The sequence below is a fragment of the Variovorax sp. YR750 genome (genome assembly GCF_900109805.1).
Lineage (GTDB): Bacteria > Pseudomonadota > Gammaproteobacteria > Burkholderiales > Burkholderiaceae_C > Variovorax > Variovorax gossypii.
The window spans coordinates 151,557-175,624 of the sequence record NZ_FOBJ01000005.1 but is presented as its reverse complement, the minus strand read 5'-3'; the positions used below and the strand labels follow the sequence as shown (position 1 = coordinate 175,624).

The window sequence follows — 24,068 nt, the reverse complement described above, 5'->3', positions numbered from 1 at the left end:
GCGGCGACCCAGCTCATCAGCGCCTGCTTGTGCAGCTTCAGCGATGCCATCACGCCGGGGGTCAGCACGCCGCGCGGCGCCTTCAGAACCAGCTCGCCCTGCTCGATCCGCGCCAGGACCCTGCGCTCTTCGAGCAGGCCGATAAGGGCCGGCGCGTCCAGTGATTGCGTGCTCGCGACTTCCAGATTCACAGTCTGAACTCCTCAGTTTCCGATTCGGTGTCCCATCCGGCTTCCTGCTGGGCAAAGTGGGCCGGGATGGCGTTGTGCGGTACGTGGACCTCGGCCACGTCCGGTGCGGTGCGAACGGCGGCAGCCATCGCTGCCAGCGCCGGCCGGGCGAAGACCGCGCGCACGTCGATGGCCCAGCCGCGCCTGCGCAGCTGCTCCAGCATCTGCACCGCAAGCAGCGAATGCCCGCCGAGCGCGAAGAAGCTGTCATGGCGGCCGATGCGCTCCACGCCCAGCAGCCGCGACCAGATCGCGGCCAGGGCCTGCTCCACTTCGCCCTGCGGCGGCACGAAGGCGCGGCGGTCGAAGGCTTCGTCTCCCGGCGCGGGCAGCGCCTTGCGGTCGAGCTTTCCGTTGGCGCTCAGCGGCAGCGCGGCGAGGCGCACATAGGCGGCGGGCAGCATGTGTTCAGGCAGGTGCTCGCCGAGCAGGCTGCGCAGCCGCGCGGGCTCCGGCGCTTCACCGGATGGGGCCGGCACCACGTACGCGACCAGCGACGGCGTGCCGGACCGGTCCTCGCGCGCCAGCACCGCGGCGTCGGCGATGCCGTCGATCGCGCGCAGCCGCGCTTCGATCTCGCCCGGCTCGATGCGCTGCCCGCGCAGCTTGATCTGGGAATCGGCGCGGCCCAGGTATTCGATCGCGCCGTCGACGCGCCAGCGGCCGAGATCGCCGCTGCGGTAGAGCCGGCCGCTCCCACCGAAAGGGTCGACGATGAAGCGCTGCGCCGTCAGCTCCGGCTGGTTCAGGTAGCCGCGCGCCACCTGTACGCCGCCGATGTAGAGCTCGCCGGCAACGCCGATCGGCACCGGGCGCAGCGCATCGTCGAGCAGGTACAGGCGGGTGTTGGCGATCGGTTTGCCGATCGGCACCGAGTCGCCGTCGTCGCTCCCGCAGGTCCAGGCGCTCACGTCCACCGCCGCTTCGGTCGGGCCGTAGAGGTTGTGGAGCTGCACGTGCTGCAGGCTCTCGCGGCACCGGCGCGCGAGCCCGGCGGAAAGCGCCTCGCCGCTGCAGACCACGCGCCGCAGGCTGGCGCAGGCGGCCACATTGCCGGCCTCATCGAGCCGGGCAAGAAAGAGCTGCAGCATCGAGGGCACGAAGTGCAGCGTCGTCACGCCACTCGCGCGGATCAGCTCGCAGAGGTAGGCAGGGTCCTTGTGTCCGTCGGGCCTCGCCAGCACCAGCCGCGCGCCCGCCATCAGAGGCCAGAAGAACTCCCACACCGACACGTCGAAGCCCAGCGGCGTCTTCTGCAGCACCACGTCGTCCGGCGTCAATGCGTAGGCTTGCTGCATCCAGTGCAGGCGGTTGACGATGCCCCGGTGCTCGTTCATCACGCCCTTGGGCCGACCTGTGGAGCCGGAGGTGTAGATCACGTAGGCGAGATGGCGCTCATGAAGACCTGTGTCGGGTACATCGGCTTCGGCGCCGGTGCCGGCGAATGCCTCCATGGGATCGTCGCGATCCACCGACAGCGTGCGCACCATCGCCGGCAAGGCAGATGCAATTTCGGCGTCGGCCAGCACCACCACCGGGCCGGCTTCTTCAATCATCTGCAGCGACCGTTGCGGAGGGTGCGAGGGATCGAGCGGCAGGTATGCGCCGCCTGCCTTCAGCACTGCCAGCAGCGCCACGACCAGCATCTCGCTGCGCTGCATGAAGATGCCCACGCGCGCGTCGGGCACCACGCCCAATGCGCGCAGTTGCCGCGCCAGCCGGTCGGCGCGTGCATCGAGCTCGGTGTAGCTGAGGCTGCGGCCTTCGAACACCACGGCGGTTGCGTCGGGACTCCTTGCGGCCTGGCGCTCGAACAGCTGGTGCAGCAGGCCGTGCGGGTAGTCAGCAGCAGTCGCGTTGAAATCGCCAGTCACCTGCCGGCGCTCGTCTTCCGGCAGCACGTCGATGCGCCGCAGCGGCCGCCGGGGCTCTGCCTCGAGCGCATCGACCAGCGACCGCAGCGCCTGCTCGACGAAGCCACGGATTCGCCGCGCATCGACGCTGCGGTCGATCTCGGCGGTGATGCCGAAGCCGTCGCGGTGGTCGTCCACGTGCAGCACGAAGGGATAGTTGGTGCGGTCGTGGCCGCCGAGCGATTCGATGCCCGGCACGCCCGTGGCACCGTCTTCGCCCTGGCGCTCGCTGTAGCGGTAGTTGAGCAGGCTGGTGAAGAGCGGTGCATCGGCCGGCAGCCCGCTGCAGCGCCGCGCGAGGCTCAGCGAGGCATGTTCGTGGTGCAGCAGCTCGGCCAGGTCGGCGTGCACGCGGCGAAGCGCGATCTCGGTGTCGTCGTCGATGCGCACGCGCAGCGGCAGCGTGTTGAGGAACATGCCCATCGCCCGCGTCGCCTCGGCGCCAGCCTGCACGCGGCCGAACAGCACCGTCCCGAACACCACGTCGTCCCGGGCGCTGCAACGCGCCAGCACCAGCGCCCAGGCCAGGTGGAACACGCTGGCCGCGCCCACGCCGCGCAGACGCGCCTGTTCGCGCAGGCGCCGCGCGAGCCCGGGTTCCAGCTCGGCGCGCGACTGCAGCACGCCGCTGCCGTCGCCGCGTACCTCGTCCAGCCCGAAGGGCGCGGTGGTTGCCTCCACATCGCCCAGCACGCGACGGAAATAGGCTTCATGCACGGCCTCCGCCCCCTCCTGCCTTGCCTGCGCGACGAAGCGCCTGAAGGGCACCGGCACGGGCAATTCGTTGCGATGCCCCTGCAGGATCAGCATGACCTCGCGCACCAGCAGCTGGGAAGCCGTGTGGTCGAGGATCAGGTGGTGGTGCAGCAGCTGCAGCAGCCAGCGACCGCTACCCTCTTCCTCGATGGCGTGGCCGCGCAGCATGGGGGCGCGCCGCACGTCGAGGCGATAGCTGTGTGGATCGGCCAGCGTGCGCAGGCGTTCCCGCGCCACTTCGGCGGGCGCCGAGGCCAGCATCGCGATCTCCAGATTCGCCTCGCGCTGCACCAGCTGCACGGGTTGCTGCAGCTCTTCCCAATGCACGCTGGTGCGCAGGATGTCGTGGCGCGCGATCACTTCGCGCAGTGCCTCAACGAATCGCTCGAGCCGCTGGCGGCTGTCGAAACGCAGCAGGGTCGGCATGACGTAGGCATCGCCTCCGTCCTCGCTCTCGCGGTGAAGACGGTGATGGAACAGGATGCCCTCCTGCAGCGGCGCGAGCGGATAGATGTCCTGCACGTTGCGCACGCCGCCGGGCACCTTCGCCACGAGGCGGTCGATCTCGTCCTGCCCCAGCGCGAGCAGCGGCAGCATCGCCGGCGTGATCGCCTCTGCCGACTCGTCGATGCGGTAGTCGAGCCGATCGACACCCCGGCCCTCGCGCAGCAGCGCGATCAGCTCGGCCTTGCGCTCGCGCAGCGCCTGCACCAGTGTCGTGTCGGCGAGCAGCCGCGCGTCGCCCTGCAGCGCGAGCTTCTCGCCGTCGAGGCGCAGCGTGAGGCCGCGCGAAGCCAGCGCTTCGAGCAGCTCCGACGATGTCACGTTCTGATGGCTCACAGGACGATCTCCTCGATCTGCACGGTGGCCGCGGCAAGCTCGGCCAGCGTTGCCGCGTTGAACACCATCTGCACGTCGACCTGCAGTTGCTGCTCGCCCATGGCGTGGATCAGCTGTATCGCGAGCGCCGAATGCCCGCCGAGCTCGAAGAAATTGTCGTGGCGGCCGACCTGCGCCACCCCGAGCAGCTCGCCCCACAGCGCCGCCAGCCGGACCTCGATTTCGGTCTGCGGCGCGGCGTAGATCCGCCGCGCAAGGCCGCTGTCGTCGGGTAGCGGCAGTGCCTTGCGGTCGAGCTTGCCGTTGGCGTTCAGTGGCCAGGCCGCGAGCACCACGTAGGCGGCGGGCAGCATGTAGTCGGGCAGCTGCGCACCGAGCTGCGCGCGCAGCTCGGAAGGCTCCGGTGTCATGCCCTGCTCTGCCAGCAAGTAGGCGATCAGGCGGGGCTCGCCGGGCTGGCTCGCGTCTGCCATCACCACGGCCTCGCGCACGCCGTCCAGCCGCGCGAGCCTTGCCTCGATCTCGCCGGGCTCGATGCGGTAGCCGCGGATCTTCACCTGGTGGTCGTTGCGGCCCAGGTACTCGATGCTGCCGTCGGCACGCCAGCGGCCCAGGTCGCCGGTCCTGTACATGCGAGTGCCGCCGCCGGCATCGAAGGGATCGGGCAGGAAGCGCTCCGCCGTGAGCTCTGGTCGCCCAAGGTAGCCCCGCGCGACCCCGGCGCCGCCGATGTGGATCTCGCCCGCGACGCCGATGGGTACCAGCTCGCCATGCGCATCGAGCAGATAGACGCGCGCGCCCGGCATCGGCCGGCCGATGTGCGGCACCGCGCCCGCGACCGGGCCACAGGTGGCATCCACGCTGCACTCGGTGGGGCCGTACATGTTGTGGAACTGCACCGAGTCGGTCTCGGCAAGGGCTTGCCAGGTATCGGCGTCGAGCGCCTCGCCGCCCAGCAGCAGCTTGCGCAGCGAGGTGGCGCGCCGCTGCGGAAAGCCGGCCGAGCGCAGCATGCGCAGGTGCGAGGGCGTGCACTCCATCGCCTCGATAGCGTGGCGCTCCAGAAAATCGAGCAGCGCCTGCGCATCGAGACGGGTGCGCTCGGGCAGCAGGAACACGCTGCGGCCGAAGGCCAGCTGGCCCCAGGCCTTCACGGCCATGTCGAAGCCGAAGGAGGAGTTCCACGCCACGCGCCTGCAGTCAGGCGCGGGCCTGTGAATGCGCTGCTCCATCCCGCGCAGGAAGTTCAGCACATTGCGGTGCTCGACCATCACGCCCTTGGGCTCGCCGGTCGAACCCGAGGTGTAGATCACGTAGGCCAAGTGCGCCGGGGTCAGCCCCACAGCACCGGGATCGGGGTCGTGCCCTGGCTCATCCGTCCATGGAGACGTGGCGCCATCGAGCACCAGCACCGCGCATCCTTCGGGCACCGCCAGGCGCCCCAGCAGGCGGGTCTGGGTCAGCACCGCCACCGGCACGCTGTCGCGCAGCATGTGGGCGAGTCGGTCGTCGGGATGCACCGGGTCCAGCGGCACGCAGGCGCCGCCGGCCTTGAGCGTGGCCATCAGCGCCACGCCCATGTCCACGCTGCGCTCCAGGCACAGCGCGACGCGGTCGTCGGGACGCAGACCCAGGCCGCGCAGGTGGTGGGCGATGCGATTGGCGCGGGCGTTGAGCGTGGCGTAGTCCAGCGCTTCGTCTTCGCAAGCAAGCGCCAGCGTTCGCGGCTGGCTCGCGGCCTGCGCTTCGAAGAGGCGGTGCAGAAGTTCACCTTCGCCGCTTTCACCGGCTGCGGCATTGAAGCCGTGCAGCACCTGCTCGCGCTCCCGTGGCGCCATCAGGCCGATGCGCTCCACCGGCACGGAGGCATCGGCCGCCATGCCGCGCAGCATCGCCACCAGTGCATGCCAGTGGCGCCGCACCGTGGCCTCGTCGTACAGCGCGGTGGCGTAGTTGAACTGGCCGGCGATGCGATCGCCCTCGGGCTCCAGGTCGAGCGAGAGATCGAACTGCGCGCTGCCCGCATGGCTGGCGAGGTTGTCGAACTCCAGCCCTTCGAGCGCCAGCCGTGGGCGCGGGGTGTTCTGCCATGCCAGCCGGACCTGGTAGACCGGGTTGAAGGCGCTGGAGCGCTGCGGGTTCAGCGCTTCCACCACCTGCTCGAAGGGCACGTCGCGGTGCTGCTGGGCCTCCAGCGCGACCTGCCGCGCCTGCAGCAGCAGGCCGCCCACGTCGAGGCCCTCGTCGATGTCGAAGCGCAGGGCCTGTGCGTTGACGAAGAAGCCGATCAGCGGCTCGAGCTCGGCGCGGTCGCGCCCCGCGACGGCGCTGCCGAGCACCACGCGCGGCTGGCCGCCCAGGCGCGCGAGCACCGCCGCCCATGCCGCCAGCACCACCATGTAGACGGTGACTCCGTGGAGCTGCGCCAGGACGCCCAGTTCGCGGGTCAGCGCCTCGTCGATGCCGACCTCGATGCTGGCGCCGCGATAGTCCTGCTGCGGCGGGCGTGGCCTGTCGGTGGCCAGGCCGATCAGCGGCGGAGCGTCGCGCAGGCGATCCACCCAGTAGCGCAGCTGCGCCTGCGCGGCTTCGCCCTGCAGGCGCCGCCGCTGCCATGCAACGTAGTCGCCGTACCGGATCGGCAGCGCCGGCAGCGGATCGGGTTCGCCACGGCTGAACGCGCCGTACAGCGCAGAGAACTCGTGCGCCAGTACAGCCAGCGACCAGCCGTCGCAGACGATGTGATGCATCGTGAGCAGCAGCACATGCTCATCCGCGGCCAGTCGCAGCAGACGCACACGCAACGGCGGCTCGCGCTCCAGGTCGAACGGCGCGGCGGCCTCGGCCTGGCACAGCGCACGCAGGGTGCTGTTGCCGAGTTCGTCGAGACCGTCGATCTCATGAAGGCTCACCGCCATGCTCTGCGCCTCTTCGATGCGCTGGCGCGGCTGGCCGTCGACCACTACGAAGCGCGCGCGCAGCGACTCGTGCCGCGCGACGATCCTGTCCAATGCGCGCTGCAGCGCGATGCGGTCCAGCGCACCGCGCAATCGCAGCGCCGCAGGCAGGTGATAGGCCGCGCCGGCCTGCGCGTCGATGCGCGTCACGTACCACAGGCGCTGCTGCGAATGCGAGAGCGGCAGCAGCACGCCGCGCTCCGCGGCGACGATCGGGTCGGCCGCCTCGGGCACTGCGCGCATCACCTCCGCGGCAAGCTCCGCGAGCCGTGGCCGCGCGAACACCGTCGTGAGCGCCAGCTCGATGCCGAAGCGCTGGCGCAGCTGCGAGATCATGCGCACCGCCAGCAGCGAATGGCCGCCGAGGTCGAAGAAGCCGTCGTCGCGGCCGATGCGGGCCACGCCGAGCAGCGACTCCCATATCAGCGCCAGCGCCTGCTCATGCTCGCCCTCGGGTGCGCGGTAGCCGCGCCGTGCATGGGCTTCGTCGTCGGGTGCGGGCAGCGCGGCGCGGTCGAGCTTGCCGTTGGCGTTCAGCGGCAGCGCGTCGAGCGGCACGAAGGCGGCCGGCAGCATGTAGTCGGGCAGGCGCTCGGCCAGGCGCGCGCGCAGCTGCGCCGGGTCGTTCGGCAGGCCGAGCGGGTCGACGACCACATAGGCCAGCAGGTGCCGTTCCTCATCGCGCTCCGGCGTGGCGATCACCGCGGCTTCGCGGATGCCGTCGATGCGCATCAACTCGGCCTCGATCTCACCCGGCTCGATTCGGAAGCCTCGGATCTTCAGCTGCCGGTCGCCGCGGCCGAGGAACTCGATGGAGCCATCGGCGCGCCAGCGGCCGAGGTCGCCGCTGCGATACATGCGCGGCGATGTGCCCGCAGGAGCGACCACGAACGGGTCGTTTGCGAAGCGCTGCGCGGTCAGCTCAGGGCGATTCAGGTAGCCACGCGCCACGCCGGCTCCGCCGATCCAGATTTCGCCGACCGCGCCGAGCGGCACCGGCTCGCCGTGCGCATCGAGCAGATAGACGCGTGCGTTGGCGACCGGGCGGCCGATATCGAGCGGCGAATCCCCGGCGCGGCAGCGCGCGACGGTGGCGTTGATCGTGGTTTCCGTCGGCCCGTAGGCATTGGCCAGCGCGGGGCGATGTCCCTCGCGCCGCCACCATGCATCGAGCGCGGCCGCTCCGACCGCATCGCCGCCGATCACGATCTGGCGCAGCGACGGCGGAAAAATCGCTTCGGACGACAGCGCCAGCCGCTGCCAGAACAGCGTCGGCAGATTGGCCACGCTGAGCCCGTTCTCGCTGCACAGCTCGCACCAGCGCGCGGGCTCGGCGAGCCATTCGTCAGTGCGCAGCACCAGCGTCGCGCCATGGCTGAGCGCGCCGAAGATCTCCTCGCCCGCGACGTCGAAGCTCAGGCTGGAGAACTGGAGCACCCTGTCCTCCGCACCGAAGCCGTACAGCGCCTGCAGTGCCGCGATCTGGTGAGAGAGCTGCCGGTGCTCGACCATCACGCCCTTGGGCGTGCCGGTGGAGCCGGAGGTGTAGATCGCGTACGCGAGGTGCGAGCCGTCTTCGGGCAGATCCCTTGCTTCGGGCGGGTGCACGGGATCGTTCGCCAGCGGCTCGTACCCGTCGAGCGCGATCGTCGTGCAGCGCGGCGGCGGACGCAGGCGCGGGCGCAAGGTCGAATGGGTCAGCAGCACCGCCGGCGCGCAGTCTTCGAGTTGCCAGGCCAGCCGCTGGTCGGGGTAGGCGGCGTCGAGCGGCACATACGCGGCCCCGGCCTTGAGCGTGCCCAGTACCGCGACGATCAGGTCGAACCCGCGAGGCAGGCACAGCGCGACTCGATCCTCCGCGCCGACGCCCAAGCCGCGCAGGTGGTGCGCGAGCTGGTTGGCGCGCTGGTCGAGCTCGGCATAGCTCAGTCGTTCGCCATCGTGTTCCAGCGCGATGGCCTGCGGCCGTAGCGCGGCCTGCTTCTCGAAGGCAGCATGGGCGAACGCATGTGCAGGCAATGCGGGTGCGCTTTGAGTGAAGGCGTGCAGCAGGCGGTCGCGCTCCGCATCGTCGAGCAGCGCGATGCGCTCGACTGGCCCGCTTCCGTCGCCCTCGGCCATGCCGCGCAGCATCGCCACGAGCGACTGCCAGTGGCGGCGCACCGTGGCTTCGTCGAACAACGACGTGGCGTAGTTGAGCTTGCCGACGATGCGATCACCCTCTTCCTGCAGATCCATCGCCAGGTCGAACTGCGCACCGCCCGGCAGGCTCTCGACCCGCTCGACCTCGAGGCCCGCGAGTTCCAGAGCGATCGGCGGCGTGTTGTGCCAGGCCAGCATCAGCTGGAACACCGGGTGATGGGCCATCGAGCGCGGCGGATTCAGCAGCTCGACGAGGCGCTCGAAAGGCACGTCCTGGCGTGCCTGCGCCTGCAGCGCGATTTCGCGCACCTGCGCCAGCAAGTCGGCCACGCTCGGGGCGCCGTCCAGCGCGATCTTCATCGCCTGCGTGTTGATGAAGCAGCCGATCAGCGGCTCGACTTCCACGCGGCCGCGGCCGGCGTGAGAACTCCCGATCACCACCTGCCGCTGGCCGCCGTAGCGCGCCACCACCGCGGCCCAGGCTGCCAGCACGACCATGTACAGGGTCGCGCTGTGGCGCGGTCCGAGCGCGCGCAGGGCACGCGTGGTGTCTGCGTCGATGCCGACCTCGATGCTCGCGCCGCGATAGTCCTGCAATGCGGGCCGAGGGCGGTCGTGTGGCAGCTCGACCAGCGCCGGCGCACCTTGCAACTGATCGGCCCAATCGCGAAGCTGGGCCTGGGCCGCCGCGCCCTGCAGGTGGCCATGCAGCCAGGCGGTGTAGTCGGCGTACTGGATGGCCAGCGCCGGCAGGCGCGGCTGCTGCCCGTCGCGCAGCGCGCTGTAGGCGGCTGCGAACTCGCGCATCAGCACGCCCAGCGACCAGCCGTCGGAGACGACGTGGTGCATCGAGACCACGAGCACATGGTCGTTGGCGGCGACGCGCAGCAGGCGGCCACGGATAGGCGGGCCTGCTGCGAGATCGAAGGGCTCGGAAGCGGCTTCGCGGCACAGCGCTTCGATGCGTGCCGGTCCTGTGGCCTCGATGTCTTGCCCGCGCAATTCGAAACCGCGCGGCGGGTCGATGTGCTGCCGAGGCTGTCCGTCCGACTCGACGAAGCGCGTGCGCAGCGCCTCGTGCCGGGCCACTACATGATCCAGTGCTGAGCGAAGGGCCGCGCTGTCGAGTTCGCCATGCAGCCGCAATGCACCGGCGATGTGGTACGCAACGCTGGCTTGCGCATCGACACCGGAGATGAACCACAGCCGCTGCTGCGCCGGGGACAGGGGCTGCGGGCAGCTGCGGTCGGCAGGCACGATCACGCCCAGCGCGCCGGGGCTCGACTCGGCCACGGCACCGGCCAGCGCGGCAAGGCGCGGCCGGGCGAACAGCGTAGCGAGCGGGAGCTCGGCGTCGAGGCGTTCACGGATCTGGGAGATGAGCCGGATGGCGAGCAGGGAGTGACCGCCGAGTTCGAAGAAGTCGTCGTCGCGGCCGATCTGCGGGATGTCGAGCAGATCGGACCAGATGTCGGCGAGGGCTTGTTCGAGTTCGCCCTGGGGAGCCTCGTAAGTGCGTTGGCTGTGAGCCTCAGGCGCAGGCAGGGCCCTGCGGTCGAGCTTGCCGTTGGGGGTCAGCGGCAGCGCATCGAGTGCGACGTAGGCCGAGGGAACCATGTACTCCGGCAGGCGCTCGCGCAAGGCAGTACGCAGCAAGGACGCGTCCAAGGCGTCGACGAGGACGACATAGGCCACCAGTCGTTTGTCGCCCAGCTGGTCTTCGCGGGCAATCACCGCTGCTTCGCGTACTCCGTCGAGCTTCGCCAGCTGCGCCTCGATTTCTCCAAGCTCCACGCGATAGCCGCGCAGCTTCACCTGATGGTCGTTGCGCCCCAGGTACTCGATGCTGCCGTCGGCACGCCAGCGGCCAAGGTCGCCGCTTCGGTACATGAGCGTGCCTTCGTGGTTGAACGGATCGGGCATGAACCGCTCGGCGCTCAGTTCGGGCCGCGACAGATAGCCGCGAGCCACCTGGGCTCCGGCCAGGTACAGCTCACCGACGACACCCACCGGCACCGGATTGCGCTGCGCATCGAGCACATGGATGCGGCTGTTGCCGACGGGCTTTCCGATCGGCGGCAGGTCTTTCCATTTTTCGGGAAGGCCGCTCAGCGTGTGCGTGCTGACCACGTGCGTCTCGGTCGGTCCGTAGTGGTTGTGCAGCCTTGCCTGCGGATGCCGGGAGAACATCCGGCGGATCGCTGGCGTGATGCGCAATTGCTCGCCCGCAGTGATCACGTCCCTCAGCATCGGCAGCGGCGCACCGCGCTGCGACCACAGCTCGCAGAGGTTCTGCAGCGCGATGTAGGGCAGGAACAGGCGTTCCATCGACTCCTCCGCGAGCCATTCGGCCAACGCCGGAAGGTCCTGGCGCAGTTCTTCGCGCAGCAGCACCAGCGTGCCGCCGCTGGCCAGCGTCGAGAAGATCTCCTGGAAGGCGACATCGAAGCCCAGCGCCGCGAACTGCAAAGTGCGCGCAGGCTCTGGTAGTTGCTCTCGTTGCCACTCCAGCAGGTTGGCCAGCCCGCGATGCGGCATCGCCACGCCCTTGGGCTCGCCCGTGGAGCCGGAGGTATAGATCACGTAGGCCAGATGCGATGCAACTAGTCCTTCGACCTGCAGGTTGTCGGCGGAGACTTCGGCCCAGGCTCCGTCGGTTTCATCGAGCGGTACCGCAGCGACGTCCGGCGCGAGCCGTTCGATCGAAGCTTGCTGGCCCAGCACGACCGCAGCTGCGCTGTCGCGCAGCACGTGGATCAATCGCTCCTGCGGATACGCCGGGTCCAGCGGCACGCAGGCACCGCCGGCCTTGAGCGTGGCCAGGGTCGCGACCACCATCGCGAAGCTCCGCTCGGCGCAGATGGCGACACGGACATCAGGTCCGACGCCGAGCCCGCGCAGATGCCGTGCAAGCCGGTTGGCCCGCTCGTTGAGTACGCGATAGCTCAGCTGCGCGCCATCGAGCTCCAAGGCAATGCGCTCGGGATGTGCCACCGCCTGCCGCTCGAAGGCCTCGTGCACCAGGGCAGCCGCGTCGCATGCGCGATGCGTTTCGTTGAAGCCGTGGACCACGCGCCGGTGTTCCCCGGCGGGCAGCACATCGAGCGTCATCAGCGACCTGTGCGGCTCCTCTTCCAAAGCCCGCGAAAGCGATTGCAAAGACCGTTGCATGAACTCCGCAATGCGCTGGGCCGACAGCGAAGCATCGACCTGCACCGTCAACCCGAAGCCGCTGCCGTCGTCATCCACATGCAGGCCGAACGGATAGTTGGTGCGATCACGCACGTCGAGCAGGCGCACGCCGTCAAGCACCTCGGTGCGCGCAAGCCGGCCGTGTCTGTAGTTGAGAAGGGCCGAGAACAGAGGCACCTGCGCAGGCATCGCACTGCATCGCTGGGCCAGCACCAGCGATGCGTGCTCGTGGCGAAGCAGCGCGCTCAGCGCGGCGTGGGTTTCGTGCAGTCCATGCACCGCTCCGCGCCCACCCAGCGCGACGCGCACCGGCAGCGTGTTGATGAACATGCCCATCGCGCGGTCGATGCCTGCACCGCCCTGCATGCGCCCGAAAAGCACCGTGCCGAACACGACGTCGTCGCGACCACTGCAAGCCGCCAGCACACGTGCCCAGGCCAGATGGAACAGGCTGGCCGTGCTCACTCCGTGGCGCATGGCCAGTACGCGCAGTTGCGACGACAAGGCGGACGGCAACATCAGCCGCGCCTGCTCCGCTTGCGACCCGTCGCCCTGCACGTCGAGCAGTCCGAACGGTGCCGTGGGCTCGTCCACATCGCCGAGCATCGCGCCGAAGAACGCTTCGTGCTCGGCTTCGCTCACGCCCTGGCGCGAGCGTGCGACGAAGTCTCGGAACGGCACCGGCGCGGGCAGCCCGGCAACATCTCCGCGCTCGACCGCCGCGACTTCCTCCACCAGCAACTCCAGCGCGGTGTGGTCCATCACGAGGTGGTGGTAGGACAGCTGCAGCAGCCAGTGCCTGCTGGCTTCGTCATGTGCGGCGAAACCATGCAGCATGGGCGCGCGGCGCACGTCGATGCGCAGGCCGCGCACCCGCGGATGCTCCTGCAGGCGCTGCTGCGCTGGCAGCGTGCCTGCCGCCAGCGTCAATGTCTCGGGCGCGAATTCGATGCGCCGCCACACTACCTGCACGGGCTCGGCGAGGCCTTCCCAGTGGACCGCGGTGCGCAGGATGTCGTGGCGCTCGATCACCCGCGACAGCGCTGCGATGAAGCTGTCCATGCGCGGCCTGCTGTCGAACTCGAGCAGCGTCGGCAGCACGTAGGTATCGGTGTCGCGCTCCAGCAGGTGATGGAACAGCAGGCCCTGCTGCAGCGGTGCGAGCGGATAGATGTCCTGGATGTTGGCCGCGCCGCCCGGGGTGGCTTTCACGATCCGCGCGATGGCGGTCGGGTCGAGCCGGACCAGCGTCAGCATCGCGGGCTCGATGGCTTCGCAGCCCGGTGGAATCAGGTTGGGCGGCACCGCTGCCGCGTCCTCGCCGCGCCGGATCGTCGAGGCGAAGGCGCGCAGCTTCGGGTGCGTGAAGAGCGAGCGGATGTCGGTGGACCAGCCGCACCGACGCAGTTGTTCGAGCAGCCGGATGGCCAGCAGGGAGTGGCCGCCCAGTTCGAAGAAGTCGTCGTCGCGGCCGATCTGCGGGATGTCGAGCAGATCGGACCAGATGTCGGCGAGGGCTTGTTCGAGTTCGCCCTGTGGCGCTTCGTAAGTGCGCTGGCTGTGAGTCTCAGGTGCAGGCAATGCCTTGCGGTCGAGCTTGCCGTTGGGGGTCAGCGGCAGTGCGTCGAGCGAGACGTAGGCCGAGGGAACCATGTACTCCGGCAGGCGCTCGCGCAAGGAGGTACGCAACGAGGACGCGTCCAAGGCACCGGCGAAGACGACATAGGCCACCAGTCGTTTGTCGCCCGGCTGGTCTTCGCGCGCGACCACCGCTGCTTCGCGGATTCCGTCGAGCTTCGCCAGCTGCGCCTCGATTTCTCCGAGCTCCACGCGATAGCCGCGCAGCTTCACCTGATGGTCGTTGCGCCCCAGGTACTCGATGCTGCCGTCGGCACGCCAGCGGCCGAGGTCGCCGCTTCGGTACATGCGGGAACCTTCCTTGCTGTCGAACGGATCGGGAAGGAAGCGTGCTTCGGTGAGGCCGGGCAGCGACAGGTAGCCCCGAGCGACCTGCATGCCGCCCAGATAGAGCTCCCCTGCAACTCCCACCGGTACCGGATTGCGCTGCGCGTCGAGCACGTAGATGCGGCTGTTGTCGACTGGTTGGCCGATCGGCGGCAGGTCTTCCCATTGCCCGGGTGCGCCGCTCAGCGTGTGCGTGCTGACCACATGCGTCTCAGTCGGCCCATAGTGGTTGTGCAGACGTGCCTGCGGGTGCTTGACGAACATGAGCCGGATTGCCGGCGTGATGCGCAGTTGCTCGCCCGCAGTGATCACGTCCCTCAGCATCGGCAGCGGCGCATCGCGCTGCGACCACAGCTCGCAGAGGTTCTGCAGCGCGATGTAGGGCAGGAACAGGCGTTCCATCGACTCCTCCGCGAGCCATTCGGCCAACGCCGGAAGGTCCTGGCGCAGTTCTTCGCGCAGCAGCACCAGCGTGCCGCCGCCGGCCAGCGTCGAGAAGATCTCCTGGAAGGCAACGTCGAAGCCCAGCGCCGCGAACTGCAGCGTGCGCGCTGGTTCAGGCAGTTGCTCTCGCTGCCACTCCAGCAGGTTGGCCAGCCCGCGATGCGGCATCGCCACACCCTTGGGCTCGCCCGTGGAGCCGGAGGTGTAGATCACATAGGCCAGGTGCGACGATGAGAGACCTTCGACACGCAGGTTGTCCGAGCAAGCTTCGGCCCACGCTGGCACGTTCTCGTCGAGCAATATCACGGCCGCGTCGAGCGGCATCAGGCGCTCGATCAATCCACGCTGGCTCAGCACGACCCTCGCGCCACTGTCGCGCAGCATGTGAGTCAGCCGCTCCTGCGGATATGCGGGGTCCAGCGGCACGCAGGCGCCACCGGCCTTGAGCGTGGCGAGGATCGCAACCACCATCTCGAAACTGCGCCCGGCACAGATCGCCACGCGGGCATCCGGGCCGACGCCGAGCTCGCGCAGATGCCGCGCGAGCCGGTTGGCCTGTTCGTTGAGCGCTCGGTAGCTCAGCTGCGCGCCATCGATTTCCAAGGCGATGCGCTCGGGATGAGCCACCGCTCGCCGTTCGAATGCCTCGTGCACCAGGGCAGCCGCGTCGTATGCACGATGCGTTTCATTGAAGCCATGGACCACGCGCCGATGCTCAGCAGCCGGCAAGACTTCGAGCGCCAGCAATGCCCTGCCCGGCTCTTCTTCCAGGGCTGCCGCAAGCGCCCGCAGTGCCTGCTCGACGAACCCGCATACGCGTTGCGCGGACACCGAGACATGAATCTCGGCAGTAAGCACGAAATCCTCACCCAGGTCATCGACGTACAGACTGAACGGATAGTTGGTGAGATCGCGGCCGCCGATGTAGTGGATGCCTTCGACGATCTCGATTTCGCCTTCGCCGGAAAAGCTCTCGCCGCGGCTGTGCCTGTAGTTGAGCAGCGCGGAGAAGACCGGCGTGTTCGGCGCCAGGCCGCTGCAGCGTTGCGCCAACGTGAGCGATGCATGCTCGTGGCGAAGCAGCTCGCTCAATGCTGCGTGCGTCTCGCGCAGGCCTTGCACCGCTCCACGCCCGCCCAATGCAATGCGCACAGGCAGCGTGTTGATGAACATGCCCATCGCGCGGTCGATGCCCGCTCCCCCCTGCATGCGTCCGAACAGCACCGTGCCGAACACGACGTCGTCGCGACCGCTGCAAGCGGCCAGCACACGTGCCCAGGCCAGATGGAACAGGCTGGCCGTGCTCACGCCGTGACGCATGGCGAGCGCACGCAGCTGTGTCGACAGGCCCGACGGCAACATCGACTTCGCCTGCTCGACCTGCGAGCCATCGCCCTGCACATCGAGCAGGCCGAATGGCGCCGTGGGCTCGCCCACATCGCCAAGCATCGCGCCGAAGAACGCTTCGTGCCCGGCCTTGCTCACGCCCTGGCGCGAGCGCGCCACGAAGTCGCGGAACGGCACCGGCGCGGCAAGGCTCTCGCCGCGCCCCTGCAGCAGCGCCACCACCTCGTGCAGGATCAGCTCGGTGGTGGTGTGGTCCAGCGTCAGGTGGTGATGCAGGAGTTGCAGCAGCCAGCACCTCGACGCCGGGTCGAAGGCCGCATGGGCCTGCAGCATCGGCGCACGGCGCAGGTCGAGGCGCACGGTCCGCGCGTTCGCGTGGGCCTGCAGTTGCGCCTGCACATCGCCATCGGCCGGGTCGAAATGCTGCTCCTGCAGCATCAGCGAGGCGCTACGCCAGACCACCTGTACGGGCGTGTCCATCCCTTCCCACTGCACGGCGGTGCGCAGGATGTCGTGGCGCGCGATCACCTGCTGCAGCGCAGCCACGAACCGGTCGAGCCGCGCACGATCGTCGAAACGCAGCAGCGCCGGCAGCACATAGGCATCGCCTTCGCCCTCGCCCTCGCCCTCGCCTTGCAGCAGGTGGTGGAACAGGATGCCTTCCTGCAGCGGCGCGAGCGGATAGATGTCCTGGATGTTGCGCATGCCGCCCGGAACGCCGGCGGCGATCAGGTCGATCTGCGCCTGCGTCAGGCTCGCGAGCGGGAGCATCTGCGGCGTGATGCGCTCGCATTGCCCGGATATCGCATTGGCCGGAACGGGCGTCGGCGCGACAGCTTGCCGCTCCCCCGCCACGCGGGCCGCGAGCGAACCCAGCGTCGGTTCGGTGAAGAGCTGACGGATGTCGACCTCCAGCCCTTCGCGCTGCATGCGCTCGACCAGCCGCACCGCGAGGATGGAATGCCCGCCGAGTTCGAAGAAGTTGTCGCCGCGTCCGACCTGCTCGATGCCGAGCACTTCCGCCCACAGCCTTGCAAGCGCCTGTTCGACCGCGCCCTGCGGCGGCTCATGGTCGCGTTGCCGGCGCCAGGCGTGAAGCTCGGGCACGGGCAGTGCCTTGCGATCGAGTTTGCCGTTGGGCGTCAGCGGCAGTGCGTCCAGCGGCACAAACGCCGCGGGGATCATGTAGTCGGGCAGGCTTCTGCCAAGTGCCGTGCGCGCTGCGGAAGAGTCGAAGGCGGCACCGGCATCGGCGAACACGAGGTACGCGACCAGGCGCGGATCGCCCGGCTGGTCCTCGCGCACGACTACCGCCGCATCGGCCACGCCGTCGAGCCGCATCAGCCGTGCCTCGACTTCGCCCGGCTCGATGCGGAAGCCGCGGATCTTGACCTGCTGGTCGTTTCGTCCGAGGTACTCCAGGCTGCCGTCGGCGAGCAGGCGGCCCATGTCGCCGCTGCGGTACATGCGCGCGCCCGGCACGCCGCAGAACGGATCGGGCACGAAGCGTTGCGCATCGAGTTCGGGCCGTCGCAGGTAGCCGCGCGCCACACCCGCGCCGCCGACATGGATCTCGCCTGCGCAGCCCACAGGCAGCGGCTGGCCGCGTGGATCGAGCACATAGAGGCTGAGGTCGGGAATGCGCTTGCCGATCGGGCTCGAGCCGGCGCGCACCGCATCGTCCGGGCCGAGCACGCGGCAGGTGACGTGCACTGTCGTCTCGGTGATGCCGTACATGTTGACCAGGCGCGTGCCCAGGTTGCTCTGCTGCGCATACCAGGGCTCCAGCGTGGCCGTCTCCAGCGCCTCGCCGCCGAGGATCACATGGCGCAGCGCATGCGCCGGCGGTTCCTTCGCCGCGGACTGGCATGCGGCAGCGAACTGGCGGAACGCGCTGGGCGTCTGGTTGAGCACGGTCACGCCCTGCTCGCACACCAGGCGATGGAATTCCTTCGGCGCGCGGCTCACCGCATGCGGCACGATGACCAGCCGGCCGCCGTGGAGCAGCGCGCCCCACAGCTCCCACACCGAGAAGTCGAAGGCGAAGGAATGGAACAGGGTCCATACGTCGTCGCGGCCGAAGTCGAACCAGCCGCGCGTCGCGGCGAAGAGGCGGCCGACCTGCGCGTGCTCGACCATCACGCCCTTGGGCAGCCCTGTGGAGCCGGAGGTGTAGATCACGTAGGCCAGGTGCGATGGAGCGAGGCCTTCGACCCGTGGATTGCCGGTGGGAGCGTTGGCCCACGGCGTCTCTTCCCATGGCAGGTCCAGACGCACCTGCCGGCACGAAGCCGACACCGTCAGATGGTCGAGCGAGGCGCCATCACCGATCAGCGCCACCGGCGCGCTGTCGCGCAGCACGTGGGCGAGACGTTCGTCCGGATGCGCCGGATCCAGCGGCACATAGGCGCCGCCGGCCTTGAGCGTGGCCAGGATCGCCACGACGATCCCGGGCCCGCGCTCCATGCAGATCGCGACGAGCGCATCCGGGCCAACGCCCAGCTCGCGCAGATGATAAGCCAGCTGGTTGGCACGCCGGTCGAGCTCGCCGTAGCTCAGCCGCTCGTCTTCGAACTGCACCGCGATGGCATCGGGGTCTCGCTGCGCCTGGAGCTCGAACAGCGCATGGATCAATGAAGGCGCGCCCGTATCGAGCACCGGCCGGTTGAAGCCATGCACCACCAGTTCGCGCTCGGCTTCGTCCATCAGCGGCAGCTCGCCCACGGGCGTGTCCGGAGCATCGGTCGCCGCGCGCGCCAGCACCTGCAGCCGCCGCAGGTGCGCGGCCATCTCCTGTGCGGAGAGCAGCGCCGGGTCGTGGTTGAACTCGATGTGCACCGGTCGCCCCTGCTCGTAGTCGCGCACATAGACCGCGAGCGGCTGGCGCTCGTAGCCGTTGTGCAACGGGAACACCGCGCTGCGGATGCCTTCGAGCCGGATGTCCCCCTGGAAGCTCTCGATCGACAGTGACATGTCGAACAGGCCCCGGCGCTCGCCCGTGCCGGCCAGCAGCTCGCGGTGCAGGTCGGCCAGCGGATAGCGCTGGTGGCGGTAGCACTGCTTCAGCTCGGCCGCGACGCGGCGCAGCGTCTGCGCGAAGGTCTCGCGCGGATCGACCGCGATGCCGACGGGAATCGCGCCGGAGAACATGCCGGGCATGCGCCTTTGCGCCGCGGTGGTGCGGTTGTGCACCGGCATGCCGATCACGACTTCACCTTCGCGGCCTTCTTCGCGCCCGTGCAGTCGTGCGAAGTACACGGCCAGCAGCGCAGCCAGGAAATGCGTGCTCGATGCGCCCTGCGCCCCGGCCACCTCGCTCAGGCGGTCGTGGTCCTTGCGTTCCAGCTGCCAGACGGCCTGCTCGACCTTGCTTCGGCCCGCATGGGCGCGCCGGGCGGGCCCTTCCTCGAACAGTGGCGCGGCAAGGCGTGCATGGCGTTGCAGCCAGAAGGCGCGGTCTCTCGCATAGCGCGGCGAGGCCTGGTATTCGGCGTCCAGGCGGATGAAGCCGGCATAGTCACCGCCCTCACCGTCGCCGTCCCCCTCCTCTTCGACCGCAGTCTCGCCGCGCCCGAGACGGTTGTAGGCCTCGGCGATGGCGTTGCCGGTCAGCGAGACCGACCAGCCATCGGCAACCAGGTGATGGAAGCACGCCAGCCAGTAGCCGCGTTCAGGCGCGACCTGCAGCCATTGCATGCGCCACAGCCGCCCGCCATAGAGATCGAAGGGGCCCAGGAAGGCGGCGCGCAGATGTGCCCAGGCGCTCGCTCCGGGATCGACCTCGCCGCTGAAATCAAAGCGCTGCAATACCGTGCCGGTGGCGGCGTCGTCATCGGGCGCGGCGAAGCGCTGCATGGCCTCGCCGTCGTTCCCGCGCTCGAGCACGATGCGCAGCGCCTGGTGGCGCGCGACGACGGCGCGGATCGCCGCTTCGAGCCGGTCGAGGTCGGTCGGCCCGTCGAGGCTGGCCGCAACGCCGATGTTGTGGCAAGGCAGGTCGGGCGCCAGCGACTGGTCGAGCCAGACAGCCTGCTGGGGCGAGCTCAGGGAGTGCAGGATCTGGCCGCTCATGCTTCACCGCCATCCGGCACCAGCGTTTCCAGCCGGCGCAGGCGCCGATGGAATAGCGCGAAGACTGTCAGCACGAGGCCGGCCGCGCCGGTCGCGAAGAACAGCAAGCCGATGCCCCGGCCGGGCCCGGTGCCGAACCAGGCACCCACCACGGTGTCGCCGAGCGCGCCGCCCGGGCGCATCGCCGGCTCCAGCACCGCGTCGGCGAGCCAGCCGCCGGCCAGCAGCACCGCGCACATCACCAGCATGTTGGATGCGGCGATCAGGGCGAACACGCTGCCCTGCCGGCCCGCCGGTGCCTTGCGCATCCACAGTGCGTGCGAACACGCGACCGAGGTGCTGCCGCAGAACAGGCAGACGAATGCCGCTGCGCACCACAGGGCCGGCGTGGTCACGCAGCCCGCCACGAGCACGGCGGCGCATTGCAGCGCGTCGCAGGCCAGGACCCATTGCATCAGCCCTTGCCGAAGCCGCGCGGTGGCGACCAGGATCGAGCCGAGCAGGCCGCCGACGATGCCCACGGACATCACCAGGCCCAGCACGCCGCTGGAGTGCGTGGACAGCACCAGCGGCGTCACCATGGCCGTGGCCAGCACCATCAGGCACTGCACCAGCGCGCCGTAGCCGAGCAGAGCGCGCATCAGCGGCTGCTCGCGCAGGTATGCGAGCGCGCCGGAAAAGCTGGCGCCCGCGCCGCGCCACAGCGACGCATCGCGCCTGGCGACGCCGACGTTGCCCTGTCCGCCGCGCACCTCCGCCCCGGCGCGGGTCAGTGCCGCGAACACCAGCGCGGCCGCGGCCAGCAGCAGGCACAGCTGCGTCGCCATCACGCCCTGCAGGCCGCCCGTTAGCGACATCAGGAAGCCGGCCGCGGCGGGCGCGCCGACCTGCACCAGCGCACGCGAGATGCCGGTCAGCCCGCCTACCTGGGCGAAGCGGTCCTTCGGCACGAAGAGGCTGACCGCCACCCGGATCGACGGACGCCGAAGCGCCCCCACCGCCGCCGCGACCGCGGCGTAGGCATACAGCGCGCCGACACCGAGCCGGCCGGACAGCAGCGCCATCACGATCGCGAAGGTGCAGGCGATGGCGGCGATGTCGCACGACAGCACCACCCAGCGCCGGTCGTGGCGGTCGGCAAGCACGCCGGCGAAAGGCGTGACCAGCATCGCCGCCAGCGCGGCGGCCAGCACCGAGAACGAGTAGTCCTGCGCCGAGCCGGTGCGCGAGAAGATCCAGACCCCCACGGCGAAGCTGACCAGCGTGGTGCCCAGATCGAAGGCGGTTTCGCTCAGCCAAAGGAGCACGAACGTCGATCGGGCGCCTTGCCGGCGGAATGGCAGCGGCGGCAGTCTGGCCGGGTCGTCACGGGTCGGGGGCGCAGCGGCTTCCACGGTCACTTCCTGCATAACGGGCGCTCCCCGGGAGCCCACGCTGTCAACTGATGAAAGTAGAAAAAAGCGCGAGCGCTGCGGGTGGCGGGATGGATTTTTTTCGCGGCATAGCCGCGAGGCGATACACGATTATTCCGCGCTGCAGCACAGTAATTGGCAGGCTGCACAAATGACGCATCATTTAAATTTCCTGACGCCGGGGGACTAGAACTTCGGAATTGGCAGATCCGCCGAATTACGAAAATCCGTTCTACTTCAGCGCATTGCGTCGACGCGATCGGCGCTGCAACACCTCTCGATTCACGAGGAGCAAACCGAAGACGGCAACCGAGTCAAATCGAAAATGAAACACCATGTCATTGCTGCGGTGTTCAGGTCGCCGCAAGGTATTCATATTCGGGCCGAGCCGGATATAACTAATAGCTTATTTCCGGTGGAAAGAGGCAAATCCGGGGCGCGACCAACTCGCCTCCGATCTCAATTCGAAAGAATCTAATGAGGCTTTTTCAGCGCCTCTTTTTTGGAAGTTCGCGGACTAAGGTTTTACGTCGAACCACCGCAGCGTGGAGCCGGATGAATGGGTCGATATGGCCTCCCTGCGAGGAGGCTTGCGCGCCTGGCTTCGGCTGTGCGAACGAAGCCCGATTGCCACCCGATCGGGCCTAGCCGCCCTTCGCCTTCCCCGGCTTCCTGGAAGCCTTGACCGAATGCTTCGGGGCCTTCGCAGGCTTGCTCGCGGCCGGCACCGGCAGGCTGCGCGCCTCGCCCTCGCGCGCCGACTTCATGTGCCCGCTCTCGCCAATGGTCATGCCGACGATGCGCGCGAGCTGCCGGCTCACGCTGATGTATGCGTGCCCCAGGCGGCTGTCGAAATACAGCGAGTCGCCGCGCGCCATGTGCACCACCTCGCCGTTCTCGAAGTGCACCTCGATCTCGCCCGAGAGCACATAGGCGAACTCCTCGCCCCCGTGCCGCACGAAGTCTTCCGGCCCGTGGATCTGCCGCGCGTGCACCGTGCCGACGATGGGGCTCATCTGCTTGCCCGCCGCCGTGGTGCCGAGGAACTCATAGGCGATGGAAAGCCCCTTGTAGACCACGCCCTTGCCCGAGCGCGTGACCACCGGGCCGTCGAGCTGCGCGGGCTTGACGCCGGCGCCCGCGAACATGGCGTTCATGTCCATCTCCAGCGCGCGACCCAGCGCGGTGAAGTTCTCGTAGCCCAGCGCGAGCTGGCCGCGCTCGGCGCGCGAGATGGTGGTGATCGACACGCCCGAGCGCTCGGCCAGTTGCGCCAGCGTCCAGCCGAAGCGCTTGCGCGCTGTGCGCAGGCGGTTGCCGAAGGTGACGCGGTCCAGCGTGGGCGGCTCGTCCCTGGGCTTCATCCCCGTCTTGGTCCCTGTGTGTGGATTCACGCTTGGCTTTCTCTTGTGATGCCGGTGGATTCTGCCAGCCGGCGCGTGCGCCATCCATGCCAACCCGCATGACGCGGGCCCGGAAGTTGCGTATACGCAAATTGCGTTGACGCAAAATTCACCGATGCGGTGCACCATGGTTTCCCCTTGGTACCCTCGAATCAATTTGCGTATCCGCAAATTTCTTCCTACACTTTTCGGCGATGACTTCCAGCACTGCAGAGCCCATCGTGGCTGACTTCCTCGTGATCGGCGGCGGCATCGCCGGGGCCTCGGTGGCCCACTGGCTCGCGCCGCACGCACGCGTGATCCTTCTCGAACGCGAATCGCAACCGGGCTACCACTCCACCGGTCGCTCCGCCGCGCTCTTCATGGAAAGCTACGGCACCGCGCAGGTGCGCGCCCTCACCATGGCGAGCCGCGCCTTCCTCGAGCACCCGCCCGAGGGCTTCTCCGAACACCCGCTGCTCACGCCGCGCGGCGCGATGATGGTCGCGGGCGCCGAGCACATGGCCGAGCTCGAAGCCCACTGGGAAGTGCTTCGCGCCATGGACACCGGCGCCTCTCGCCTGAGCGGCGAGCAGGCGCGCGAGATGGTGCCGGCGCTGCGCCCCGAGCAGGTGCAGGGCGCGGTGTACGAACCCGACGCAGCCGACATGGACGTGCACGCCATCCACCAGGGCTACCTGCGCGGCATGCGGCGCGCGGGCGGCAAGCTGGTGTGCGATGCAGGCGTGACGGCCATCGAGCGCGTCGGCGAACGCTGGCGCGTCGAGGCCGGCGGCGCCGTGTACGAGGCGCCCGTGGTGCTCAACGCTGCGGGCGCATGGGTCGACACCATCGCGCGCATGGCCGGCGTGCCACCGCTGGGCATCGAGCCGCGCCGGCGCTCCGCATTCATCTTCGCGCCGCCCGAAGGCCAGAGCGTCGCGCACTGGCCGATGGTGTTCGGCGCCGACGAGGGCTGGTACATCAAGCCCGACGCCGGCATGCTGCTCGGCTCGCCGGCCAACGCCGATCCGGTCGAGCCGCAGGACATCCAGCCCGAGGAGATGGACATCGCCATCGCCATGCATCGCATCGAGGAGGCGACCACGCTCGCCATCCGCCGCCCGACGCGCACCTGGGCCGGCCTGCGCTCCTTCGTGGCCGACGGCGACCTGGTCGGCGGCTTCGAGCCCGGCGTGCCCGGCTTCTTCTGGGTGGCGGCGCAAGGCGGCTACGGCATCCAGACCTCGGCCGCCATGGGCGAGGCCTGCGCCGCGCTGGCGCGCGGACTGCCGCTGCCCGAACGCATCGCCTCCTTCGGGCTCACGGCGGAAATGCTGGGCCCGCAGCGGCTGCGCACGGCCGCGGGCTGAGCCCGGCCACGCACGCGACCACAAGAAACGACACACCCACCCCA

The 24,068-nt window shown here is 69.3% G+C and carries 5 protein-coding genes; 1 reads left to right on the top strand and 4 read right to left on the bottom strand.

The genetic code is table 11. The features are described 5' to 3' along the window. Positions 1-187: 187 nt before the first annotated feature. From BMY35_RS12420 to BMY35_RS12405, 4 genes are all read right to left on the bottom strand, one after another. Positions 188-3,739, bottom strand: a complete 3,552-nt coding sequence (locus BMY35_RS12420) for a non-ribosomal peptide synthetase (protein ID WP_093198872.1) — start codon at positions 3,737-3,739, stop codon at positions 188-190. Beyond that, a complete protein-coding gene (locus BMY35_RS12415; protein WP_093198869.1) occupies positions 3,736-19,857 on the bottom strand; it encodes a non-ribosomal peptide synthetase in 16,122 nt (5,373 codons plus the stop codon). Before BMY35_RS12415 ends, BMY35_RS12420 begins: the two co-directional genes overlap by 4 nt. After that, on the bottom strand, positions 19,854-21,164 hold the full coding sequence (locus tag BMY35_RS12410; RefSeq protein WP_177213625.1) for an MFS transporter: 1,311 nt from the start codon (positions 21,162-21,164) through the stop codon (positions 19,854-19,856). The genes BMY35_RS12415 and BMY35_RS12410 overlap by 4 nt, the downstream gene beginning before the upstream one ends. A 749-nt stretch (positions 21,165-21,913) precedes the next feature. Beyond that, positions 21,914-22,717 (bottom strand): helix-turn-helix domain-containing protein, encoded by an 804-nt coding sequence (locus BMY35_RS12405; protein WP_371287163.1) that lies wholly within the window; start codon positions 22,715-22,717, stop codon positions 21,914-21,916. Positions 22,718-22,866: 149 nt separating this feature from the next. Here BMY35_RS12405 and BMY35_RS12400 point away from each other — a divergent pair, with 149 nt between their 5' ends. Then, positions 22,867-24,024, top strand: a complete 1,158-nt coding sequence (locus tag BMY35_RS12400; protein WP_093198862.1) for an NAD(P)/FAD-dependent oxidoreductase — start codon at positions 22,867-22,869, stop codon at positions 24,022-24,024. The last annotated feature ends 44 nt before the right edge of the window (positions 24,025-24,068 follow it).